This is a genomic window from Micromonospora sp. NPDC005220, assembly GCF_040607895.1.
Taxonomy (GTDB): domain Bacteria; phylum Actinomycetota; class Actinomycetes; order Mycobacteriales; family Micromonosporaceae; genus Micromonospora.
Map to the genome: position 1 here is coordinate 1 of NZ_JBEXHP010000063.1, position 22,798 is coordinate 22,798.

At 72.2% G+C, this 22,798-nt stretch carries 23 protein-coding genes; 10 read left to right on the forward strand and 13 right to left on the reverse strand.

Going from position 1 to position 22,798, the window contains the following annotated elements:
* Nucleotides 1-352 precede the first annotated feature (352 nt).
* Nucleotides 353-1,690 (forward strand): MFS transporter, encoded by a 1,338-nt coding sequence (locus ABZU52_RS21530; protein ID WP_354972777.1) that lies wholly within the window; start codon nt 353-355, stop codon nt 1,688-1,690.
* Here ABZU52_RS21530 and ABZU52_RS21535 read toward each other — a convergent pair.
* Genes ABZU52_RS21535 through ABZU52_RS21555 form a run of 5 tightly spaced genes read right to left on the reverse strand, consistent with a single transcriptional unit; the run spans nt 1,666 to nt 6,239 of the window.
* On the reverse strand, nt 1,666-1,923 hold the full coding sequence (locus ABZU52_RS21535; RefSeq protein WP_354972778.1) for a UBP-type zinc finger domain-containing protein: 258 nt from the start codon (nt 1,921-1,923) through the stop codon (nt 1,666-1,668). The genes ABZU52_RS21530 and ABZU52_RS21535 overlap by 25 nt on opposite strands.
* Complete coding sequence (locus ABZU52_RS21540; RefSeq protein WP_354972779.1) at nt 1,920-3,491, reverse strand: Na+/H+ antiporter; 1,572 nt, start codon at nt 3,489-3,491, stop codon at nt 1,920-1,922. The genes ABZU52_RS21535 and ABZU52_RS21540 overlap by 4 nt, the downstream gene beginning before the upstream one ends.
* 37 nt (nt 3,492-3,528) lie before the next feature.
* Complete coding sequence (locus tag ABZU52_RS21545; protein ID WP_354972780.1) at nt 3,529-4,494, reverse strand: TIGR03885 family FMN-dependent LLM class oxidoreductase; 966 nt, start codon at nt 4,492-4,494, stop codon at nt 3,529-3,531.
* A gap of 53 nt (nt 4,495-4,547) precedes the next feature.
* Nucleotides 4,548-5,963: an NADP-dependent succinic semialdehyde dehydrogenase gene (locus ABZU52_RS21550; RefSeq protein ID WP_354972781.1), complete on the reverse strand. Its 1,416-nt coding sequence runs from the start codon at nt 5,961-5,963 to the stop codon at nt 4,548-4,550.
* Nucleotides 5,964-5,975: 12 nt separating this feature from the next.
* Entirely contained in the window at nt 5,976-6,239 is a 264-nt protein-coding gene (locus ABZU52_RS21555; RefSeq protein ID WP_091401582.1) for a DUF6343 family protein, read from the reverse strand.
* 122 nt (nt 6,240-6,361) lie between these two features.
* Here ABZU52_RS21555 and ABZU52_RS21560 point away from each other — a divergent pair, with 122 nt between their 5' ends.
* Both ABZU52_RS21560 and ABZU52_RS21565 read left to right on the forward strand, forming a co-directional pair.
* The gene (locus ABZU52_RS21560; RefSeq protein ID WP_354972782.1) at nt 6,362-6,955 is read left to right on the forward strand and encodes an antibiotic biosynthesis monooxygenase; all 594 of its coding nucleotides are present in this window, start codon (nt 6,362-6,364) and stop codon (nt 6,953-6,955) included.
* Nucleotides 6,956-7,075: 120 nt separating this feature from the next.
* Nucleotides 7,076-7,927: a GDSL-type esterase/lipase family protein gene (locus tag ABZU52_RS21565; protein ID WP_354972783.1), complete on the forward strand. Its 852-nt coding sequence runs from the start codon at nt 7,076-7,078 to the stop codon at nt 7,925-7,927.
* A gap of 15 nt (nt 7,928-7,942) precedes the next feature.
* On the opposite strand, the gene ABZU52_RS21570 is transcribed toward ABZU52_RS21565, so the two are convergent.
* From ABZU52_RS21570 to ABZU52_RS21580, 3 genes are all read right to left on the reverse strand, one after another.
* A complete protein-coding gene (locus tag ABZU52_RS21570; protein ID WP_354972784.1) occupies nt 7,943-8,698 on the reverse strand; it encodes an EcsC family protein in 756 nt (251 codons plus the stop codon).
* A 49-nt stretch (nt 8,699-8,747) separates the two neighbouring features.
* Nucleotides 8,748-8,894, reverse strand: coding sequence for a hypothetical protein (locus ABZU52_RS21575; RefSeq protein ID WP_167457721.1), 147 nt, complete (start codon nt 8,892-8,894; stop codon nt 8,748-8,750).
* A 106-nt stretch (nt 8,895-9,000) separates the two neighbouring features.
* Nucleotides 9,001-9,861, reverse strand: coding sequence for a peptidase M23 (locus ABZU52_RS21580; protein ID WP_354972785.1), 861 nt, complete (start codon nt 9,859-9,861; stop codon nt 9,001-9,003).
* Between the two features lie 421 nt (nt 9,862-10,282).
* Between ABZU52_RS21580 and ABZU52_RS21585 the strand changes: the two genes are divergently transcribed.
* The 3 genes from ABZU52_RS21585 to ABZU52_RS21595 all read left to right on the forward strand — a co-directional run bounded on the left by ABZU52_RS21585 (nt 10,283) and on the right by ABZU52_RS21595 (nt 12,437).
* Nucleotides 10,283-11,203, forward strand: a complete 921-nt coding sequence (locus ABZU52_RS21585; RefSeq protein WP_354972786.1) for a PAC2 family protein — start codon at nt 10,283-10,285, stop codon at nt 11,201-11,203.
* 38 nt (nt 11,204-11,241) lie between these two features.
* Nucleotides 11,242-12,039: an exodeoxyribonuclease III gene (locus tag ABZU52_RS21590; RefSeq protein WP_354972787.1), complete on the forward strand. Its 798-nt coding sequence runs from the start codon at nt 11,242-11,244 to the stop codon at nt 12,037-12,039.
* Nucleotides 12,040-12,119: 80 nt separating this feature from the next.
* Nucleotides 12,120-12,437 carry an antibiotic biosynthesis monooxygenase gene (locus ABZU52_RS21595; protein WP_354972788.1) on the forward strand — a complete coding sequence of 106 codons (318 nt, stop codon included), beginning with the start codon at nt 12,120-12,122 and terminating at the stop codon, nt 12,435-12,437.
* 64 nt (nt 12,438-12,501) lie between these two features.
* On the opposite strand, the gene ABZU52_RS21600 is transcribed toward ABZU52_RS21595, so the two are convergent.
* Both ABZU52_RS21600 and ABZU52_RS21605 read right to left on the reverse strand, forming a co-directional pair.
* Nucleotides 12,502-13,167: a class F sortase gene (locus tag ABZU52_RS21600; RefSeq protein ID WP_354972789.1), complete on the reverse strand. Its 666-nt coding sequence runs from the start codon at nt 13,165-13,167 to the stop codon at nt 12,502-12,504.
* 235 nt (nt 13,168-13,402) lie between these two features.
* Entirely contained in the window at nt 13,403-14,080 is a 678-nt protein-coding gene (locus tag ABZU52_RS21605; protein WP_354972804.1) for a hypothetical protein, read from the reverse strand.
* Between the two features lie 208 nt (nt 14,081-14,288).
* Here ABZU52_RS21605 and trmB point away from each other — a divergent pair, with 208 nt between their 5' ends.
* The 4 genes from trmB to ABZU52_RS21625 all read left to right on the forward strand — a co-directional run bounded on the left by trmB (nt 14,289) and on the right by ABZU52_RS21625 (nt 19,503).
* Nucleotides 14,289-14,918, forward strand: coding sequence for a tRNA (guanosine(46)-N7)-methyltransferase TrmB (gene trmB / locus ABZU52_RS21610; RefSeq protein ID WP_354972805.1), 630 nt, complete (start codon nt 14,289-14,291; stop codon nt 14,916-14,918).
* A gap of 112 nt (nt 14,919-15,030) precedes the next feature.
* Nucleotides 15,031-17,544, forward strand: coding sequence for a DUF3516 domain-containing protein (locus tag ABZU52_RS21615; RefSeq protein WP_354972790.1), 2,514 nt, complete (start codon nt 15,031-15,033; stop codon nt 17,542-17,544).
* A 157-nt stretch (nt 17,545-17,701) separates the two neighbouring features.
* Nucleotides 17,702-18,346 carry a hypothetical protein gene (locus tag ABZU52_RS21620; protein ID WP_354972791.1) on the forward strand — a complete coding sequence of 215 codons (645 nt, stop codon included), beginning with the start codon at nt 17,702-17,704 and terminating at the stop codon, nt 18,344-18,346.
* A gap of 263 nt (nt 18,347-18,609) precedes the next feature.
* Nucleotides 18,610-19,503, forward strand: coding sequence for a hypothetical protein (locus ABZU52_RS21625; RefSeq protein ID WP_354972792.1), 894 nt, complete (start codon nt 18,610-18,612; stop codon nt 19,501-19,503).
* Between the two features lie 193 nt (nt 19,504-19,696).
* Here the strand turns inward: ABZU52_RS21625 and ABZU52_RS21630 are convergent, their stop codons facing one another.
* From ABZU52_RS21630 to ABZU52_RS21640, 3 genes are read right to left on the reverse strand one after another with little or no spacing between them, the layout of a single operon-like run.
* On the reverse strand, nt 19,697-20,644 hold the full coding sequence (locus ABZU52_RS21630) for an iron-siderophore ABC transporter substrate-binding protein (protein ID WP_354972793.1): 948 nt from the start codon (nt 20,642-20,644) through the stop codon (nt 19,697-19,699).
* Nucleotides 20,644-21,567 (reverse strand): ABC transporter ATP-binding protein, encoded by a 924-nt coding sequence (locus tag ABZU52_RS21635; RefSeq protein ID WP_354972794.1) that lies wholly within the window; start codon nt 21,565-21,567, stop codon nt 20,644-20,646. Before ABZU52_RS21635 ends, ABZU52_RS21630 begins: the two co-directional genes overlap by 1 nt.
* Nucleotides 21,568-21,587: 20 nt before the next feature.
* Nucleotides 21,588-22,613, reverse strand: a complete 1,026-nt coding sequence (locus ABZU52_RS21640) for an iron ABC transporter permease (protein WP_354972795.1) — start codon at nt 22,611-22,613, stop codon at nt 21,588-21,590.
* Nucleotides 22,614-22,798 lie beyond the last annotated feature (185 nt).

Sequence of the window (22,798 nt, forward strand, 5' to 3'; positions counted from 1 at the left end):
ACCACCAACAGACCAGCCAGACCAAGCCAGATATCGTCACCCCTGCACCAACCGGCAGCAGGTAACCACCCCTCCATCAAAGCGGGGGGAACTCAAAGCCATGGCCAGCACGAGCCATGGCCAGCACGAGCCATGGCCAGCACGAGCCATGGCCAGCACGAGCCATGGCCAGCACGAGCCATGGCCAGCACGAGCCAGGAGCCACACACAGACCGGAGCCGACACAGGAGCCACGAGCCACACAGGGCCGAAGTCGACCCACAGGTCGGAGACGCGACCCAAAGGCGGGTTGTGACGGGTGTCGCACCGTGCGGGACGTCGCAGCGCAGGGCGTCGGGCCTAGCGTCGAGGTGTGGGCACTCGGGCGGGAATACACGGCCGCTGGCGGCCGCTGGCGCCTCCCGGAGGGCTGCGCACGCTGTCACCGCTACCGCCTCCCGGGCGGCTGCGCACGCTGTCACCGCTGGCGCCTCCCGGGCGGCTGCGCACGCTGTCGTTGGCCACCCTCGCCAACACGGTCGGCACCGGGCTGTGGGTGACCGGTGCCGCGCTCTATCTCACCCGTGCCGTGGGCTTGACCCCGACCGAGGTGGGGCTCGGGCTCACTGTCGCCGGCCTGGTCGGGTTCACCGCCAGCGTGCCGCTCGGCGGGCTCGCCGACCGGCGTGACCCCCGGAGCCTCCGCGCCGTCCTGCAACTGGCGCAGGCCGCCGTCGCCGCCGCGTACCTGCTGGTCGGCTCTTTTTCGGTCTTTCTGCTGGTGGCCACACTGGACGCTCTGCTGATCTCCGGCAACCTCGCCGTCCGCGCCGCGCTGGTCGCCGCGGTGGGCGGTCCGGAGGGTCGGGTGCACGCCTTCGCCATCCTGCGCGCGGTGGCCAACCTGGGTGTGGCGCTGGGTGCGGGGCTGGCCGCGTTCGCGCTGGTGGCGGACACCGGGTGGGCGTACCGGATGCTGGTGCTCGGCAACGTCGCCACCTATCTGGTCTCGGCGGCGCTGATCATGCGACTCCCGGCGTACCCGCCGGCCCGGCGACCCCTGCGGCAGAGAGCCGGCCGGGCGCTGCGCGACGGGCCGTTCCTCGCGGTCGCCGGGGCCTCGGCGGTGCTCTCCCTACACGGGGTGGCGCTGACGCTGGTGCTGCCGCTGTGGGTGGTGACCCGCACCGACGCGCCGCCGGTGACGGTCTCCGCCGTGCTGCTGGTCAACACGCTGCTCACCGTGCTGTTGGTCGTACACCTGAATCGGGGTGCCCGGCACGCGTTGCCGGCGGCGACGGCGATGCGCCGCGCCGGGCTGGTGCTCGCGGCCGGGATGCTGCTGTGGGCCGCGACCGGCGCCGTTGCGACAGTGCTGGCGATCGTCCTGCTGTTGGGCGCCACCGTGATCTACACCCTCGGCGACCTGTGGCATGCCGGGGCCGGTGCGGCACTGGCCTACGACCTCGCCGCCCCGGATGCCCTCGGCGCCTACCAGGGGGTCGACACGCTGCTCGCCGGGCTGGCCCGCGCGGCGGGCCCGGCGTTGCTGACCTGGCTGATCCTGGACGGCGGCCCGATCGGCTGGCTGGTCCTGGCCGCGCTGCTCGCCGGCACCGGTCTCGCCGTGCCGCCGCTCACCCGGCATGCCCTGAGGAACCGCGCCCAACCCGCCCCGGCCAGCGATCAGCCGATCTCCTCGTCGACGTAGCACCAGCGCCATTCCTCGCCCGGCTGCGCCGAGCGGATCACCGGGTGGCCGGTGGACGCGAAGTGCTTGCTCGCGTGCTGGTTCGGCGACGAGTCACAGCAGCCGACCTGCCCGCAGCTCAGGCAGGTGCGCAGGTGCACCCAGTAGGTGTCGCCGATGGCGACGCAGTCCGCGCACTCGTCGGGGGTGCGCGGCTCGGCGGCAGCGGCCTCGGTCAGGTGCTGACAGCTCACTTCTCAACCTCTCTCAGCAACGACTCTTCCAGGTCCAGGTCACGATAGGCCCGCACCAGCACTTCCTCAGGGATCCGACCGGAGTCCCGGGCAGCCCGGAACACCTCCCGCTCGGCGTCGATCATCTCCTGCCGCAGCCGACCGTACGCCTGCGACGGGGTCTCCCGCTCGTCGCCGCCGAGTCGTTCCCACGCCATGTTGGTGCGGTCCTCCACGGCTCGGCGCAGCCGGTCCACCACCGCGGCCGGGACGCTGTCGGCCAACTCGTCGAGGCGGTCCTGGGCGGCCTTGCTGGCCTGCTGCTGCACCCCGGCCGCGGAGAGCGCGTCCTGCACCGGGTCGTCCTGCGGCAGTTGCAGCCGGCGGGCGACCAGCGGCAGGGTGGCGCCCTGGCCGACCAGCGTGAAAACGATCACGGCGAAGGCCAGCCAGATGAACAACGCCCTGGGGTACGGCTCGTCGCCGGCCAGGGTCAGCGGCAGGGCCAGCGCGGCGGCCAGGGTCACCACGCCGCGCATGCCGGCCCAGCCGATGATGATCGGGAACTTCGGTGACGGTCGGGCGTCCCGGCGGCGGACCCGGGGGACCAGCCGGGCCAGGTAGGTGGCCGGGAAGAGCCAGACGAACCGGGTCAGGAAGACGGTGGCGAGCACCGCGAAGGTGATCAGGGTGAGCGAGCCGATCGGCTCGTCGAGATCGCGCAGCACCTCCCGCAGTTGCAGCCCGACCAGCAGGAAGACCAGGCCCTCCAGCAGGAAACGGACCAGCCGCCAGAACGCGCCGATCTGCAACCGGGACGCCGCCGACAGCAGTTGGGGCAGCTTGTGCCCGAGCACCAGGCCGGTGACGACCACCGCGACCACACCGGAGGCGTGCAGGTGCTCGGCGGTGAACACCACAGCGAACGGGATGATCAACGACAGCGCGTTGTCCAGCAGCGGGTCGGCGATCCGCCGATGCAGGAAGCCGAACACCAGCGCGCCGAGCGCCCCGATCACGATGCCGCCGCCGGTGGACCGCAGCACCTCGATGGCGATCTTGTCGGTGCCGACGGCCGAGCCGACGGCGGCCATCGTCGCGACCCGCAGCAGCACCAGCGCTGTCGCGTCGTTGACCAGGCTCTCGCCCTCCAGGATGGTGACGACTCGGCGGGGCAGCCCGACCCGGCGGGCGACGGCCGTGGCGGCCACGGCGTCCGGTGGGGCGACCACCGCGCCGAGGGCCAGGCAGATCGCGAACGGCAACTGCGGCAACAGCAGGTGCAGCACCAACCCGACCACGAACGCGGTGAACAACACCAGGCCGACCGCGAGCAGCAGGATCGGCCGGATGTTGTTCTTGAACGCCGGCACCGAGGTCTCCAGCGCGGCCACGTAGAGCAGCGGCGGCAGGATGCCGACCAGCACCAGCTCCGGGTCGAGTTCCACCTGCGGGAAGCCCGGCACGAAGGAGAGCGCCAGGCCGAGGACGACCAGCACGATCGGCGCGAGCAGGCCGAGCCGGCGGGCCAACGCGGCGCCCAGGGTGGCGATCGCCAGGAAGACGACGACCGGAAACAGGCTTTCCATGGGGTACGAGCCTAGGGGTGCGCCTGTTCGACCTCGATCAGCCGGCCGGGCGCAGCTTCGGCAGCACCTCCGCGCCGAACGCGTCGATGAAACCGCGCTGCTCCTGCCCGACGTGGTGCAGGGCGATCTGGTCGAAGCCGAGCTCCACGTACTCCTCCAGCCAGCCGACGTGCCGGCCCAGGTCCGCCGACACGTTCACCACCTCGGCGACCCGCTGCGCCGGAACGTCGGCGGAGACCACGTCGAAGTGTTCGACGGTCTCCAGGTCCCAGCAGACCGGCGGGGCGAAGACGTTGCTGCGCCACTGGTCGTACGCGAGCGCCTCGGCCTGCGCCTGCTCCGGGGCCCACGAGACGTGCACCTGGAGGTGCAGCGGCCCCCGCCCGCCCGCGTCCCGGTACGCGTCGATCATCTCGCGCAGGTGGGCCACCGGGGCGTTCACGGTGATCAGCCCGTCCGCCCACTCGGCGCACCAGCGGGCGGTGGCCACGCTGACGGCGGCGCCGACCAGCGCGGGCGGCTGCTCCGGGCGGGTCCACAGCCGGGCGCGGTCCACCCGGACCAGCCCGTCGTGGCTGACCTCCTCGCCGGCCAGCAGCGCCCGGATCACGTCCACGCACTCGCGCAGCCGGGCCGCGCGTACGTCCTTGCGTGGCCACGGGTCGCCGGTGATGTGCTCGTTGCTGGCCTCGCCGGTGCCCAGGGCCGCCCAGAACCGGCCCGGGTACATCGCGCCGAGGGTGCCGATCGCCTGCGCGATGATCGCCGGGTGGTATCGCTGACCGGGCGCGTTGACCACGCCGAACGGCATGCCGGTGGCCTGCAACGCCGAACCCAGCCAGGACCAGGCGAAGCCGGACTCGCCCTGCCGGGCGCTCCACGGGGAGAAGTGGTCGGAGCACATGGCGGCGTCGAAGCCGGCCCGCTCGGCGTGGATCACCGCCTCCAACAGGGCGCGTGGACCGATCTGCTCATGCGAGGCGTGAAACCCGAACGACGTCATGGGCACACTTCCTACCCACGACGGCGCCGGCTGACGCGTGTCGTACCCCCGAACTACTCGGCGTGCGCGCCGGCGCCGGCCGAGGCGGCGCCCTCGCCCACCCACACCGTCTTGATGTTGCAGAACTCCCGCATGCCCAGCGCCGACAACTCCCGCCCGTAGCCGGAGTTCTTCACACCGCCGAACGGCAACTCGGGATAGGAGGTGGTCATCCCGTTGATGAAGACGTTGCCGGCGTCCAGGTCGGTGGCGAAGCGCTCCTGCTCGGCCGGGTCCCGGGTCCAGGCGTTCGAGCCGAGCCCGAAGCTGGTGCCGTTGGCGACCTCGATGGCCTCCTCGTACGACGAGACCCGGAACAGGCCGGCGACCGGGCCGAAGACCTCCTCCGACCACATCCGCATCTGCGGGGTGAGGTCGGTGACCACGGTCGGCGGGTAGAACCAACCGTCGCCGCTCGGCGGTTCGCCCCCGCAGAGGACTGTCGCACCCTTGTCCACCGCGTCGCGGACCTGGGCGTGCACCTCGTCGCGGCCCCGCTCGCTGGCCAGCGGCCCGACGTCGGTGTTCGGGTCCATCGGGTCGCCGACGCGCAGCGCGGCCATGGTGGCGGTGAACTTCTCGGCGAAGGCGTCGAACACGTCGGTGTGCACGATGAACCGCTTCGCGGCGATGCAGGACTGACCGTTGTTCTGGCAGCGGGCGGTGGTCGCCACCTCGGCGGCCCGGTCCAGGTCGGCCGAGGGCATCACCACGAAGGGGTCGCTGCCGCCGAGTTCGAGGACGGTCTTCTTCACTTCCCGTCCGGCGATCTGCGCGATGGACCGACCGGCGGTCTCGCTGCCGGTGAGCGTGGCGGCGCGAACCCGGGGGTCGCTGAGGATCCGGTCCACGGCGTCCGAGCCGACCAGCACTGTGGTGAAGGCCCCCTCGGGGAAGCCGGCGCGCCGGAACACGTCCTCCAGCAGCAACGCGGTCTGCGGCACGTTCGAGGCGTGCTTGAGCAGGCCGGTGTTGCCGGCCATCAGCGCCGGGGCGGCGAAGCGCATGACCTGCCAGAGCGGGAAGTTCCACGGCATCACCGCGAGCACCACGCCGATCGGCTGGTAGCGGATGAACGCCCGGGTCGCCTTCACGGCGGCGGCGTCGGCCGGCTCGTCGGCGAGGAACTCGGGGGCCCTGTCGGCGTAGAAGCGGGCAGCGGCGGCGCACTTGGTCACCTCGGCCTGCGCCGCGACGTACGTCTTGCCCATCTCCGTGGTCATGATCCGGGCGATCTCGTCGCGCTCGGCGTCCAGCAGGTCGGCAGCGGCGTTCATCCACTGGGCGCGCTGGTCGACGGTCGTCGCCCGCAGCTGCTGGAAGGCGAGGTTGGTGCGTTCGATGGCGTCGTCGAGTTGTTCGGTGGACATCGCCTCATAGGTCTTGAGCACCTGTCCGGTGGCGGGGTTGGTGGTGGCGATGTGGGGCATCTCGTCCTCCTGTCACTCGAACAACGAGTGTCGTACGCCCGGCTCCTCGCGGCGGCGGGCGGCGCGGCGGCGCTGGATCACGACCAGGTCGACCACGGCGACCACGGCGAAGATCGCGCAGAGTACGCCGAGCCAGGCGATACCGGCCCAGAACGCCAGCACCGCGAAGAGCACCATGATCACCAGCCCGAAGCTGGCGAGGGTGAGCCGAAGGTTCAGTGCGCTGTTCGCGTGGCCGACCGTGCCACGGGCGCGCCGGGGCTGCGATCTCGTCATACCCACCGATCTACCCCCGATCTGCCGGATTAACCGGTACCGGGCGCTCGCGCACCCGCACGCGGCGGTGTGCTCCGGCACATCCGTTCGCGCCGCGGCCCCGTCGACCGCAGGATGGAAGCATGCCAATGACCCTCGCCATGCCGGTGACCGTCTCCATCGCCCGCCGCGTCGACCCCGGCCGGGCCAGCGAGATGGTGGCCTGGATGCGGGCCGGTACGGCGCTGGCCGAGGCGTTCCCCGGGTTCCTCGGCGCCGGCTGGGTGCAGAGCGGCCCCGGTTCGCCGGAGTGGCACATGCTCTACCGCTTCGCCGACGCCGAGACCCTGCGCCGGTGGGAGGAGTCGCCGCAGCGGCACTGGTGGCTCAGCTCGGCGCAGGGCATCGTCGAGCACACCCGGGTCGAGCGGCGTACCGGGATCGAGGGCTGGTTCGACAGGCCACTGGAGCACTCGGTGGACCCGGTGCAGCCGGCCCCGCCCGCGTCGCCGCCCCGGTGGAAGCAGGCGGTGACCATCTGGTTGGCGTTCTTCCCCCTGAGCCTGACCGCCACCCTGCTGACGAGCCGCTTCCTCGACGCGGTGCCGCTGGCGGCCCGGGTGCTGCTGATGACGCTCTGCCTCACCCCGCTGATGACCTATCTGGTGCTGCCCCGGATCACCCGGGCGTTGCACTGGTGGTTGCACGGTCAACGGGCGCCCTGGCGGAACGCATAGCACCCCGACGGCTTCCGCGTCGGCGCTCTGCCGCATACCCGACAGCAACTTTCCGGCAGGCCACGTCCTGCGCATAGAGTTACCGCGCTGTCGCTCTGTGCTGCGGGAACGGGAGACGTCATGCCTCGACGCTGGGTCGCCGCCCTGGCCTGTCTCGCGGCGCTTGTCGCGCTGGCCTGCGAGGGCGGCACCTCCGCGACACCCCGCCCCACCACGAGCGCCCCGCCGTCGAGCGGGCCCGGCGGCATCGCCGCCCTCGGCGACTCGATCAGCACCGGCTTCGCCTCCTGCCTGGTGCTCACGTCCTGCGAGCGCAACTCCTGGTCGACCGGGGACGGGCTGCGGGTGCAGAGCCACTACCGGCGGCTGCTGGAACAGAACGCGGCGATCCGCGGGCGGACGTACAACCATGCCCGTCCCGGCGCCCGCGCGGACGCCCTCGCCGGTCAGGCCCAGGCGGCGGTACGCGACCGCGCCGACTACGTCACCGTGCTGATCGGCGCCAACGACGTCTGCCGGGGCGGGGTGGACGCGATGACCCCGGTGGCGCAGTTCCGGGCCGACGTCGACCGAGGGCTGCGGGTCCTGCGGACCGGCCGACCGAAGGCCCGGGTGCTGGTGGTGAGCATCCCCGACCTCTACCGGCTCTGGGAGGTCGGGCACGACGACGCCCGGGCGACCCGCGCGTGGCGGCGGGGCATCTGCCCGGCGCTGCTGGCCGAGGCGACCTCGACCGCACCCGCCGACCGGGCGCGCCGGGCCGCCGTCCGGGACCGGATCGACGCGTACAACGCCGAGTTGAAGGCGGCCTGCCGGGCGTACGGGTCACGGTGCCGGCACGACGGCGGCGCGCTGCACAGGGTCCGGTTCACCCTGGACCTGCTCAACCCGCTGGACTGGTTCCACCCCAACGCCACCGGCCAGGGCCGCATCGCCGAGGTGACCTGGCGCTCCTCCGGCCTGGCCAGCTGACGACCGGGCGGGCCGTCAGGGTTGCCGCGGCTCCGGGACGGCGTTGCCACGGGAGCGGTAGAGGACCCGGGAACGCTGGGCGAGGTCCTTGGTGGCCGACGAGTTGGCCCAGGTGCCGAGCACGATGGCCGCACCGGGGATGATCTTGGCAACCATCCGCTTCGCGGCCCGTACGCCGGCCATCTGGGCCAGCCGGACGCCGAGTTGCAGCATGACCCGCCCGAGCGGACGCTGACCGCCCAGGCCGAAGAGCGCGTCGGCGCGTTCCCGGCCGGCGGCCACGCCGAGCGCCAGCCGAGCGCTCTCGGCGACCTTGTGCACCCGCTGGAGCACCAGCAGGTCGGTGGCCCGGTCGTGGTGCAGCGGGTCGGCGTCGTACGCGGCGGCGATGTGCAGCACCATCCGCGCCTGGGTCCAGGCCAGCACGCCCACGTCGATCACCGCGCCGGGCAGCCCGGCCGCGCCGGACACCGCGCCGGAGAGCCGGGCCAGGTTGACGAACTTGCGGGCGGCCTGGTCGGCCAGCACATCGGCGGCGACCCCGGGCTGCTCGGCCCGGGCTCGGGCGGCCCACTGCACGGCTTCCGGCCCGAGGCGGCGCACCGCCTCCAGGGCAAGGTGCTCAGGCGCGTACTGCGGATCGTCCCGCATCCGGTCCCAGAGCCGGGCCGGCGGGCCCTCGGGGGCGTCCACCGGCCCGGCCGGCAGGTCGACGGACGGCTGCGGAGTAGGGGCGGCGGGCTGACCGCCGACGGGCGGGGTGTCGGTCACCAGGTCTCCCCAGGGGTGGGAACGGTGGACAGGGCGGCCGATGGAGCGGTCAGCGGCGGCGGTTGGACAGCCGGGCCGCCAACCCCTTCAGCTTCTGCTGGTTGCCCGGCTTGGCCATCTCTCGACGACCTCGCTCGACCAACTGCTGCCCCTTCGGCGATCTCAGGAACGTGGTGATCCGCTGCATCAGTGACATGGCGTCCTCCTGTCGATGATCCCGTAGTCATGTGTACCTCGAACCCGCAACACATGTACCCGGGATGCGACAGCCTCAACCCTGACCGTCCATAGTGGGCGGTAGGTTACCGCCCCGCCGGCACGATGGCGTCAACGACCCGGGTGGCCCGCCACTCGTGCTGCTGGTAGTGCTCGGGGTACGCGGACACCTGCACCGCCTGGGCGGCGTCGGTGAGCCGCATGCGCTGCCAGCCGGGCACCTGCTCCAGCGCGCTGAGGAACTGCCGGGTGGCGAACTCGGGGTCCATCAGCCGGCCCACCGGGCCCCAACCGCTGCTGGAACGCTGCTGGAACAACCCGACGGAGTCGTGGTCCCAGCCGACGCCCTGGTGCGGGTAGTCCTGCGACTCGGGCAGCACGCCGCTGGCCACGTTGTAGAGGTTGCTCTCCTGCATGGCGGTGGCCACCGCGATCACCAGACCCCGGCGCGGCACCCCCATCTCGCGGCCGGTGCGGACGATCGCCTCGGCGTTCTCCATCTGGTCCTCGTCCAGCCCGGCGACGGGTGCCGGGTCGGTGGGGCGAGCCGGGGCGACCGTGCGGGCCGACGCGGTGGTGTCCGGGTCGGCGGGGCTCGCCGCGGCGGACGGGGTCACGATGGACGCGCTCGGGACAGCCGTGCGGTCGAGGGAACGGGAGGCCCGCTGCTGCTCGGCGCGCTGCGCCAACTCGGAGCTGGAGAGCGAACCACCCCGGGTCGCCGCGTCGGCGTCCTCGTTCCGAATCGCGGCGACGGTGGCCAGACCGAGGCAGCACACCACACCGGCGGCGAGGACCAGCTGCGCCCGGCGTCGACCGGTCAGGTCCCGGGCGTACGCCCGGAGCCGGCTCGCGGCGGTTGTCCGTTCGGTTGAGGTGCCATCCTCCGTATCGGTAGTGGGGCTGCTCGGGGCGTACGGGTCGTCGAGGGTGCCGTCGTCACGCATCAACCGAGGCTAGGCAGGTGAAAACCGCGATCACGCACGGTGATCACGTGGTGCTCGACACAAATTCGACAGGTACTGGTGGACGACCTGGCCGGGTCGACCCGCCCGGGGAACGTACCTCGCGTACCGAATATAGCTGGCGTCGCACGCGGACCAGCACGGCCAATGACAAGATTGGACATTCAACCACCGAGGCTTACATGATCGACAAACTCGGCCTTTGGGCCGAACCGCCCCCTCGGCCGATCGGCCAGGCGGCCCGGCCGGGTGGGGTAAAGAGACGATTGGTCCGGTCACGCCCACCACCCGGCCAACGGATCGCCCGGCGCAGGAATGCACCAGGATGGCGGGTACGTTGCCCGAACGGGTGCCCTCCGTCGCGACGGCACCCCGCAAGCACATTTCAGGGAGGTCCGCACCGGTGCTCGACCCACACGAGCTCTACCAGCTCACCGACGATCTGCCCGACCTCGGGCAGCCGGTCCTGATCCAGGCCCTCACCGGGTTCGTGGACGCCGGAAACGCCAGCCGACTGGCGCGTGAGCAGCTGCTCACCTCGCTGGAAGGTCGGCCGATCGCCACCTTCGACGTCGACCAGCTCTTCGACTACCGATCGCGACGACCGGTGATGACCTTCGTCGAGGACCACTGGGAGGGCGTCGACGCGCCCACGCTGGAGCTGCACCTGCTGCACGACGACGACGAGACCCCGTTCCTGCTGCTCACCGGCCCCGAGCCGGACCTGCAGTGGGAGCGTTTCGTGGCCGCCGTGGCCGGGCTCGCGGCCCGGCTGGACGTCCGGCTCACCGTGGGGCTCAACTCGATCCCGATGGCGGTCCCGCACACCCGGCCGACCGGGGTGACCGCGCACGCCACCCGCCCCGAGCTGATCGCCGGCTACGAGCCCTGGCTGCAACGCGTCCAGGTGCCCGGCAGCGTCGGTCACCTGCTGGAGTTCCGCCTCGGCGAGCAGGGCCGCGACGCGCTGGGCTTCGCCGCCCACGTGCCGCACTACGTGGCCCAGACCGAGTACCCGGCCGCCGCCGAGGTGCTGCTCACCTCGGTGTCGCGCAGCACCGGGCTGCTGCTGCCCGGCGACGGGCTGCGCTCGGCCGCCGAGATGGTCCGGGTGGAGATCGACCGGCAGGTCGCGCAGACCGAGGATGCGGCGGCTCTGGTCCAGGCCCTGGAGGAGCAGTACGACGCGTTCGCCCGGGGCCGGGGCGAGAAGAGCCTGCTCGCCCCGGATGCCGGCCCGCTACCCACGGCCGACGAACTCGGCGCCGAACTGGAACGGTTCCTGGCCGAACAGACCCGTCCCGGCGACACCCCGGGCGGCTGACCCGGCGTCGCGGCGGCGAATGCGGCAGGCTGGGGGGCATGCGCCTGGCGACCTGGAACGTCAACTCGGTGAAGGCCCGCCTACCCCGGCTGCTGGAATGGCTGGCCGACACCGGGCCGGACGTCGTCTGCCTCCAGGAGACCAAGTGCCCGGACGGCGCCTTCCCGGTGGCCGAGGTGGGCGAGCTGGGCTACACCGTGGCCAGCCACAGCGACGGCCGGTGGAACGGCGTGGCCATCCTGTCCCGGGTCGGGCTGGGCGACGTTCGGGTCGGGTTCACCGACGAGCCCGGCTTCCCCGAGCCCGAGGCCCGGGCCATCTCCGCCACCTGCGACGGGGTGCGGGTCTGGTCGGTGTACGTGCCCAACGGCCGGACGCCGGACGACCCGCACTACGCGTACAAGTTGGCCTGGTTCGCGGCGCTGCGCGACGCGCTGGACGTGGAGCTGAGCGGCGGGTTGCCGCTGGCGGTCTGCGGCGACTTCAACGTCGCCCCGACCGATGCCGACGTCTGGGACCCGGCCGTCTTCACCCACTCCACGCACGTCACCCCGGCCGAGCGGGCGGCCCTCGCGGCGCTGCGCGACCTGGGGCTCAGCGACGTGGTGCCGACCCCGATGAAGGGCCCACATCCCTTCACCTACTGGGACTACCGGGCCGGCATGTTCCACCAGAACAAGGGCATGAGAATCGACCTGGTGTACGCGTCGGCGCCGTTCGCCCGAGCGGTCCGCTCGGCGTACGTGGACCGCGAGGCCCGCAAGGGCAAGGGCCCCTCCGACCACGCGCCGATCGTGGTCGACGCGGACCTGGTCCCGGCGGTCGAGGCGTTCTGAGCCCGCGCTGTCGTCCCGGCTGCCGACCGGATGCCGCGGGCTGCCGTTCCGGTGCCGCGCCTGCTGGCTAGGGTGGGCAGATGGCAGTCGTGAAGATCAACGCAATCGAGGTCCCGCCCGGTGGCGGCGCGGAGTTGGAGAAGCGGTTCGCCGCCCGGGCCGGCGCGGTGGAGAACTCCCCCGGCTTCCTCGGCTTCGAACTGCTCCGCCCGGTGGCCGGCGAGACACGCTACTTCGTCTACACCAGGTGGGAGAGCGAGGAGGCGTACCAGGCGTGGGCCGCCGGCCCGTCGCGCGCCGCCCACGCCAGCGCCCCCGGTCAGAAGCCGCGCCCCCCGGTCTCCACAGGTGCCAGCCTGCTGGAGTTCGAGGTGGCCCTGCACGTCCCCCAGCCCTGAGTCACCCGCCCCGCCGGCCCCCGGGCCCCGACGCGTCGTCAGGCAGCGGTTTCACCGGTGGGTTTCAGGGCTTGCGGGACGACTGGAGGGTGGCGAAGGCGATGACGTTGTCGGCGTAGCCGGTACGGCCACCGATGAACTGCCCGCCGCAGGTGATCAACCGCAGCCCGGGTAGGCCGTCGTGGCCGTAGATCCGCTCGGCGGGTAGCTGGTCCTTAGGGAAGTGCTCCACGGTGTCGACCCGGAACACCACCACCGACTTGTCCGCCCGGGCCACCTCGATCAGGTCACCGGGGTGCAGCTTGCCCAGGTCGTAGAAGACCGACGGGCCGGTCTTCGTGTCCACGTGCCCGACGATCACCGCCGGCCCCGGCTCACCGGGGGTGGGCCCACGGTCGTACCAACCGGTCTCGTTGTGCTTCTCCAGCGGCGGTACGGCGATGGAGCCGTCCCGCGCCTGCCCGACGGGTGCCACCGGCGCGGCCACCTTGATCGCCGGCACCGAGAGGCGCACCGGACGGCTGGCCGACAACCCGACCGACTCACTGCGGGCCGGCCGGTCACCGCCGGTCGGGGCCAGGTCGAACGGGCCGACCGAACGGCCCAGCCCGGCCCCGGTGGCGAAGACCCCGGCCAACACCAACACCACGGCCAACGGTACGGACCAGGGGCTGCGGCCGGACGGACGACTACGCCGAGGGGCGACGGCGGTCGGCGGACGCGCGGCCACCGACGGGCGCTCAGGGTCCGGCGGGCGCTGCCGATCCGGCGGGCGCTTCGGATCCGGCGGGCGGTCCGAGCCCGGCCACCCGTCGTCCACCGGCGGTCGCCCGTCATCGGGCGGCGAGGCGGGGCGCCCGGCGAACGGCTGGCGTGAACCATCGGGCGGCGAGGCGGGGCGCCCGACGAACGGCTGGCGTGAACCGGCCGGCGGTGGCGTGGGACGGAAGATCTCCATGGCGGCCTCAGCGACGTGCGGCGGCTCGGGGGCGGCGCAGCGCCAGCACGGCGATGATCAGCCCGGCGATGGTCAGAGCCGCGCCGCCGGGCACCAGCAGCTTGCCGGCCATGCCGCCGCTGCTCCCCCCGAAGCCGGTCGCCGGGCCTCGACTGGGCTGGGGGGACGGCACCTTCTTGACCACCTGAAGCATTGTCGAGGCGGTCTCCCCGTCGCGGCACTCCAGCTTGACCCGGTAGTTGCCGGGGCGGGTGCGCTCGCGCACCATCGGCGCGGCGGTGAGCACCCCGCCCTGCGGCTGCACGCCGACCGCCCCGAAGGCGTCGGAGACGACGGTGGCGCCCGCCGAGTTGTCCCGACAACTGGCCCGGATGCCGACCAGGTAGCCGGGCTGCACCGTGCTGGGGCTCACCTCGACGAAGATGTCCATCGACGGCACGGGTTGGGGCGCGCCACCGGGCGGCCCCTCCGGCTGTGCCGCGGGCGCGGCACGAACGGCAACAGCCCACTCGGGCGCGACGGCAACAGCCCGTTCGGGCGCGGCGCGAGAGGTGACAGCCCGGGAGGCGGGGGCAGGCTCGGGGGCAGGCTCGGGGGCCGCGAGGGCGGGCGTGGCGACCAGCAGGGGGGCGGCGAGCACGGTCAGCAGGGACATCATCACGACGCCGCGGGTTACTGTCACGATGCCCCCTCTCGACGCCGTGCGGCCGGGTCGGGCGGTGGAGCACCCGACCTGCCGTACCAGTTGGATCCTCTCATTTCCGGTCGCACATCACATCCGATCCGCCGGCGGCGTCGCGTACGCTCGGGTCGCTGTGACCGCCACCGACCATGACCCCGCCGTCCCGCCCGCGAGCCGGACGATCCGCACGTTCCACCCCCGCCGGGGTCGGATGAGCGACCGGCAGACCGACGCGCTGAGCCGGCTCTGGCCCGTGTACGGCCTGGATGTGCCGGACGGACCTGTCGTGCCCGTCGACCTGGCCGACCTGTTCGGTCGCCGGGCGCCCGTGGTGCTGGAGATCGGCTCGGGTATGGGTGACAGCACCGCTGCGATGGCTGCCGCCGACCCGGATCGAGATTATCTGGCGGTCGAGGTGCACACGCCCGGAATCGCCAACCTGCTCGACCTGGTGGAGCGCGCTGGCCTGCGGAATGTGCGGGTGGCGCAGGGCGACGCGTTGTCCCTGGTCAGCGGCTTGCCCGAGGGCGTGTTGGACGCCGTGCACGTCTTCTTTCCGGACCCGTGGCCGAAGACCCGCCACCACAAGCGGCGGATCATCCAGCCGGCGCACGTGGCGCTGCTGCGGTCGCGGCTGCGGTCCGGCGGCGTGCTGCACTGCGCGACCGACTGGGCCGAGTACGCCGAGGCGATGCGGGAGACCCTGGAGGCGGACCCGGAGTTGGTGGACGCCTACGGCGGCTTCGCGCCGCGTCCGGCGCACCGGCCGGTGACGAAGTTCGAGCGGCGGGCGATCACGGCCGGGCGGCCAGTCGCCGACCTGCTGTACCGCCGACGGTGACCGGCGAAACGCCCGAACCGGAACGCGGCGGCGCGTTCCGGACGCCCGGACGGGGGTCCGGTGCAGGCCGGGTTGGCGTACCGGGGCATGATCCAGGCACCATGGACGGGATATGACGCTCACCGCCGCGCTGCCGACAAGCGCCGACCCCGACACCCTCTTCGACGCGTTCGCCAGCTGGGCGAAGGAGCGCGGCCTCGACCTCTACCCCCATCAGGAAGAGGCGGTCATCGAGATCGTCTCCGGCGCCAACCTGATCATGAACACGCCGACCGGCTCGGGTAAGAGCCTGGTCGCGATCGCCGCCCACTTCGCGGCCCTGGCCGACAGCCGAACGACCTTCTACACCGCGCCGATCAAGGCGTTGGTGTCGGAGAAGTTCTTCGCGCTCTGCGAGGTCTTCGGCGCCGAGAACGTCGGCATGCTCACCGGCGACGCCAGCGTCAACGCCGACGCCCCGATCATCTGCTGCACCGCGGAGATCCTGGCCAACCTGGCGCTGCGCGAGGGCACGAAGGCCGACGTCGGCCAGGTGATCATGGACGAGTTCCACTTCTACGCCGAGCCGGACCGGGGCTGGGCGTGGCAGGTGCCGATCATCGAGCTGCCGCAGGCCCAGTTCATCCTGATGTCCGCCACCCTGGGGGACACCACCCGCTTCGTCGACGACCTGACCCGGCGCACGGGTCGGCCGACCGCCGTCGTGCGCTCGGCGGAGCGGCCGGTCCCGCTGATCTTCTCGTACGCGATGACGCCGCTGCACGAGACACTTGAGGAGCTGCTGGAGACCAAGCAGGCCCCGGTGTACGTGGTGCACTTCACCCAGGCCGCCGCGCTGGAACGTGCCCAGGCGCTGACCAGCGTCAACGTCTGCACCCGCGCCGAGAAGGACATGATCGCCGAGGCGATCGGCGGTTTCCGGTTCACCGCCGGCTTCGGCAAGACGCTCTCCCGGCTGGTCCGGCACGGCATCGGCGTACACCACGCCGGCATGCTGCCCAAGTACCGCCGCCTGGTGGAGACCCTCGCCCAGGCCGGCCTACTCAAGGTCATCTGCGGCACCGACACCCTCGGCGTCGGCATCAACGTGCCCATCCGCACCGTGCTCTTCACCGGCCTGTCCAAGTACGACGGGGTGCGCACCCGGCTGCTGAAGAACCGGGAGTTCCACCAGATCGCCGGGCGGGCCGGCCGGGCCGGCTACGACACCATCGGCCGGGTCGTGGTGCAGGCCCCGGAGCACGTCATCGACAACGAGAAGGCCCTGGCAAAGGCCGGCGACGACCCGAAGAAGCGCCGCAAGGTGGTCCGCAAGAAGCCGCCGGAGGGCTCGATCGGCTGGGGCCAACCCACCTTCGACCGGCTGGTCGACGCCGAGCCGGAGCCGCTGACCTCCAGCTTCGGAGTCAGCCACTCGATGCTGCTCAACGTGATCGGCCGGCCCGGGGACGCGTTCACCGCGATGCGGCACCTGCTCACCGACAACCACGAGGAGCCCGCCGCGCAGCGCCGGCACATCCGCCGGGCGATCGCCATCTACCGGGCGCTGCGGGCCGGCGGCGTCGTCGAGGAGCTGCCCGAGCCGGACGAGACCGGCCGGCGGATCCGCCTCACCGTCGACCTCCAGCTCGACTTCGCCCTCAACCAGCCGCTCTCCCCCCTCGCGCTGGCCACCATCGAGCTGCTCGACGCCGAGTCCCCGTCGTACGCCCTCGACGTGCTGAGCGTGATCGAGTCGATCCTCGACGACCCCCGGCAGATCCTGTCCGCGCAGCAGTTCAAGGCGCGCGGCGAGGCGGTCGCCGCGATGAAGGCCGAGGGCATCGAGTACGAGGCGCGCCTCGAACTGCTCGACGAGGTGACCCACCCGAAGCCCCTGGCCGAGCTGCTGGAGGCCGCGTACGAGATGTACCGGCAGGGGCACCCCTGGGTCGCCGACCACCAGCTCTCCCCGAAGGCCGTCGTCCGCGACATGTACGAGCGGGCCATGACCTTCACCGAGTACGTGCAGTTCTACGGGCTGACCCGCTCGGAGGGTCTCGTGCTGCGCTACCTGGCCGACGCGTACAAGACGCTGCGCCAGACCGTTCCCGAGGACGCCAAGACCGAAGAGCTGATCGACCTCATCGAGTGGCTGGGCGAGCTGGTCCGCCAGGTCGACTCCAGCCTCATCGACGAGTGGGAACGGCTGCGCAACCCGTCCGACGTGGCCGAGGTGGCCCAGGCGCACGCCGCCCTGACGGATCGACCACCGGCGGTGACCCGCAACGCGCGGGCGTTCCGGGTGCTGGTGCGCAACGCCCTGTTCCGCCGCGTCGAGTTGGCCGCGCTACGCCGCTGGGACCTGCTCGCCGAGTTGGACGCCGAGGACGGCTGGGACTACGACGCGTGGGCCGACGCCCTGGCGCCGTACTTCGAGGCGTACGACTCGATCGGGGTCGGGCCGGACGCCCGAGGTCCCGCACTGCTCATGATCGAGCAGGGCCGGGAGCGGTGGACCGTACGACAGATCTTCGACGACCCGGACGGCGACCACGACTGGGGCATCAGCGCCGAGATCGACCTGGCCGCCTCGGACGAGGCCGGCGCCGCGGTCGTCCGGATCACCGACGTCGGCCAGCTCTAGCAAGCACCTCGGCAAGGGGGTCGTCCGCACGCCGGACGGCCCCCTTTGTCGCGTCTTCCGCACCCCCGTTTTCCCTGGGCGATGTCAGACCCGTCGATTAGAATGTATGTACTAATCGAGTTCCTGACCTGCAGGATTACGACTAGGGAGGACGCCCGTGACCGCTCCCGCCTCCACGCCCCTCACCCCGTACGCCACCCTGCTCGGCTTCACCCGCTACGTCGACCGCACCGGCCCCACCAAGGCGACCTTCGTGGGCGGGCTACGCAAGCAGCGCGCCAGCCGGTCCGGCTTCAACCCGCACGGCCAGTTCGTCAAGGCGCTCAAGGCCGACATCGCCTTCCACACCGGCGGCACCCACCTGACCGGGGTGGTCGACGTGGTCAAGCCGCGCTGGCGCCCGCTCTACCAGGCGCTCGTTCCCGGCGCCACGAGCTGGCTGCACTCCCTCGGCGAGCCGGCCGCCGTCGATCTCGCCCAGACCCGCGACGCCCTGGCCATGCTCGGCGACCTGCCCGTCAAGATCAACCCCCATTTCGGGGTACGCCACGCCGACGGCCGCGCCGAAGCGGTCCGCCTGCACTTCGACGAGGCCCCGCCGAGCGAGGAGTCGGTGCTCGCCACCCTGCACCTGATGGCCCGGCACATGGACGCGGTCCTCCCGCACGCCGAACCGGTCCTGGTCGATGTCCGGCGCGGTCAGGCCCACCGCATGCCCGCCGACGCCAAGCCCGACCAGATCGAACGATGGCTGGCCGGCGAAGCCGCCGCCTTCCGCGCCATCTGGTCCACCGCCGCCTAACCCCAACCCCACCTAACCCCAACCCCACCGCCTCCCCGGTCCACCTCACCGCCCTCCCCCGCCCCTCCCGCCCAGCCCTCCCGCCCAGCCCTCCCGCCGGCGCTAACTGCCCAAGATCCGCGCAACTTCGGTGATACTGCTGTCTCGCGTCGCAAGGAGGCAGCACGAACACCGAAGTTGCGCGGATCTTGGCGTTCAGACCGTGGCACAGGGTTATCCACAGGGGCTGCCGGCAAGCGCCAAAGCCGGTCATCGTGTCTGTCATGCCTGTTCCCCCACGACGGCCGGCGAGTCTGCAGGGACGCGTCTTTCGCGGCTCCCGCGTCGTTGCCCAGGGCCTGCTGACCCGGACGGAGCTGCGCAGCACGGCATGGCGTCCGCTATTCCGGGATGTCTACGCCGATGCCCGGCTGGCAATCACCCACCGCACTCGTTGTGCGGCCGCGGCGCGGTTGGTTCTGCCACCGGGCGTAGCGATCGCTGGTCGCAGTGCGGCGGCGCTCTACGGCGCGGTGCCGGTCGCCGATGACGAGCCCATCGATGTGCTCGTGCCCGCCGGCCAGCGGTTCGGTCCGGTCTCGGGGCTCGTTGTGCACACCGGTGCGATCGCCGCGACCGACGTTGCGGTACGGCAGGGCATTCCGCTGACCACGCCGATGCGCACCTGTTGGGACGTGGCCCAGTGGCTCCCGACGGAGGACGCCGTCGCCATCGTGGATCGCCTCGCCAACCAACGGCTGGTGGCGCTCCCTCGGCTGCGCGCGAACTCCCGGGCATTTATTGGCAACCGGGGTTGGAAACGGATGGTGCGGGTGGCTGAGCTGGCCGACGCAGGCGCGGAGTCGATACCAGAGTCCCGGCTCCGCGTGCGGATAGTGCTCGCCGGGGTGCCGGCGCCCGTGACGCAGTTCGTGGTCGAGCGCGATGGGCGGTTCGTCGCCCGTCTCGATCTGGCGTGGCCGCACCTCAAGATCGCCGTCGAGTACGACGGGTTGTGGCACGACGACCCCGAGCAGTTCCACCAAGACCGACGCCGCCTCAATCGACTGCTGGGCGAGGACTGGATTGTCCTGCACGTCACCGCGAAGCGTTTCCGCGAGGACTTCGACGGCTTCCTCGCCGAACTCCGGCAAGCCCTCCGGGCCCGCTCCCGCTGACTCGCCTCGGCCCACACCCAGATGCTCCAAGATCCGCGCAACTTCAGGGATTCTGCTGCCTCAACAGCTCACGAGGCAGCAGTTACACCGAACTTGCGCGGATCTTGGAGGCGGCGGCACGGCGCGGCGGGGTGCACGGCGCGCGGGGTGCACGGCGCGCGGGGTGCGTGACCGTGTGCGGAAGGGGGGTTTGTCAGGCGGCGGGGAGGTACTTGGCCAGGTCGTCGAGGATCTTGTTGGCGGCGCCGACGCCGATGCCGGTCATCCAGACTTCGTCGGAGACCGGGTACGCCTTGCCGGCCTTGACCGCGCCGAGGCCCTTCCAGAGCGTCCCACCAGCGACCTTGGTCTGCTCGGCGGCGGCCTTGTCGCCGTATGCGGTCACGAAGATGACGTCGCCGTCGACCTCGTTGATCCGCTCGGGGCTGACCAGGTCGAAGCGCTTGTCCTCCTTGTTGGCGAGCAGCTGCCGCTCGGGGCGGCCCAGGCCGGTGTCGCCGATGACGATGCCGGAGAAGGAGTCCGGGCCGTACACCCGGATGTTGCCCGGGATGAACCGCACGATCGACACCTTGCGGGCGGCGGGGTCGCCGAGCGTCGCGCCGAAGTCCTTGGCCCGCTTCTCGTACGCGCCGAGCAGGTCCTTGGCCTGCTGCTCGCGGCCGAGCGCCTTGCCGTCGAGCAGGAAGTTGTCCTTCCAGGTGATGCCCACCTTGTCGGTGAACACGGTGGGCGCGATGGCCGACAACTCGTCGTAGAACTTCTCCTGGCGGAACTTGCTGCCGAGGATGAGGTCCGGCTTGAGTGCGTTGATCGCCTCCAGGTCGGGCTCGGTGAGCACCCCGACCTCCTTGATGCCGGCGAGCTTGTCCGCGCCGAAGTACGTCGGCCAACTCTTCGCCTCACCGGCGGTGGCGGCGCCGACCGGCGTGACGCCCAGCGAGAGCGCCGTGTCGATCTTGTCGGTGTCGAGCACGACGACGCGCTTGGGCTCGGCCGGGACCTTTGTGGTGCCCATGGCGTGGGTGATCTCCCGGGTCTCCCCGGTGGTGAAGCCGGCGACCGGGTCGCTCTCACCGCAGGCGGTGAGTCCGACGCCGAGGGCGACGGCCGCGGCGAGAGCGGCGACGAGACGACGCATCAGAGTCCTTTCGAGGGGTACGTGCCGGCGAGCGGGGTCGCCGCGTCGCCGGTGGCGGGTCGGGCGTCCGGGACGGACGCCGTCGACGAATCGGGGTCGCCCGCGTCAGCGGACGGGACACCAGGGCCCGACGGCCGGGCGGCGGGGCCACCGGTGTACGCGGGCACCACGAGCGGCGCTCCGGTCACCGGGCAGGGGACGACGACGCAGGCCAGCCCGAAGACGTCCCGGACCAGGTCCGCGGTGAGGATCTCCCGGGGCGGACCGGCGGCCACCACCGCGCCGGCGCGCATCGCGATCAGGTGGTCGGCGTACCGGGCGGCCTGGTTGAGGTCGTGCAGCACGGCGACCACGGTGCGGCCGCGCTCGACGCGTAGCCGGTGCAGCAGGTCCAGCACCTCCACCTGGTGGGCCAGGTCGAGGAAGGTGGTCGGTTCGTCCAGCAGCAGGGCGTCGGTGTCCTGGGCCAGGGTCATGGCGATCCACACGCGTTGCCGCTGGCCGCCGGAGAGGCTGTCCACCGGCCGGTCGGCCAGGTCGGCCACGTCCGCCATGGTCATCGCCTCGTCCACCGCCGCGCCGTCGGACGACGACCACTGCCGCCACCACCGCTGGTACGGCTGTCGGCCGCGTCCGACCAGGTCGGCCACCGTGACGCCCTCGGGCACCAGCGGGCTCTGCGGCAGGACGCCGAGCCGGCGGGCCACGTCGCGGGTGGGCAGGTCACGGATGGCGGTTCCGTCCAGCAGGACGGTGCCGCGTCGCGGGGTGAGCAGCCGGGCCATCGTGCGCAGCAGGGTGGACTTGCCGCAGGCGTTGGGGCCGACGATGACGGTGAACGCGTCGGTCGGCAGGTCCAGGGTGAGCCCGTCGAGCACGGTCCTCTCGTCGTAGCCGACGACCAGGTCGCGGGTGGAGAGCATCACACGACTCCTTGAGGGCGTCACGACGACCGCCGCCGGCCACGCAGCAGCAGGAAGATGAGGTACGGGCCGCCGATCGCGGCGGTCAGCACACCGGCCGGCAGTTGGGTGGGTGCGAACAGCCGCCGACCGGCCAGGTCGGCCAGCACCAGCAGCAGCGCGCCGAGCAGCGCGGCGCAGACCAGCGGGGGCCGTTCGGCGCGGACCAGCCGGCGGGCCAGTTGAGGTGCGACAAGCGCCACGAAGTCGACGGCGCCGACCTGGGCGGTGACCATCGCGGCGACGAGTACGCCGGTGCCGGCGAGCCCGATCCGGCGGGCCACCGGACGCAGCCCGACGCCGCGCGCGGTGTCGTCGTCCAGGGCGGTGCTGTTCAGGGCCCAGCCGGCCCAGGCCAGCACCGGCAGCAGCACCAGCAGGGTGCCGGCGATCCAGGCGGCCTCGGTCCAGCCCTTGCCGGCGAGGGTGCCGATCAGCCAGATCTGCGCCCGCAGGCCGTCGATCGGGTCGGCGGTGAGCATGACCACCTCGGTGAGCGCCCGGAAGGCGAACGCGACAGCCACGCCGGCGAGGACGAACCGCTGCGCGGCCAGTCCGTGCCGGGCGCCGAGGGCGAACAGCAGCACCGCCGCCAGCAAACCGCCGATCAGCGCGCTCGGTGCCACCAGCACCGCCGCCGCACCGCTGGTCAGCGCCACGGTCGCGGCGAGGCCGGCGCCCTGGGTGATGCCGATGACGTCCGGGCTCGCGAGGGGGTTGCGCGCCACGCTCTGGATCAGCGTGCCGGCCACGCCGAAGGCCGCCCCGGCCACCGCGGCCAGCACGACCCGCGGCAGCCGAAGATCAAGAACCACGAGGTCGTACGGGGTGCCGGCGCCGGAGAGGGCGCGCAGCACGTCGGGTGTGGCGACGTACGGCGTGCCCAGGGACAGGCTGAGCACGACGGCCAGCAGGAGCAGCACGGTCAGCACCGCGGCCACCAGCACCGCCCGGCGGCGGATCAGCAGGCTGACCGGGCCGACGCGCAGCAGCGAGCGCCCCGGCACTCCAGCCCGGACGGCACCGGCCGAGCCGGCGGCCAGGACGGCCGGCAGGCCAGCAGAGCCAGTAGGGCCAGCAGAGCCAGCGAGACCAGCAGAGCCAGTAGGGCCAGCAGAGCCAGCGAGACCAGCAGGGCCGGGCAACCCAGCCGAGTCCGGCGAGCCGGAAGGGCCGGGCTGGTCGGCGGGAC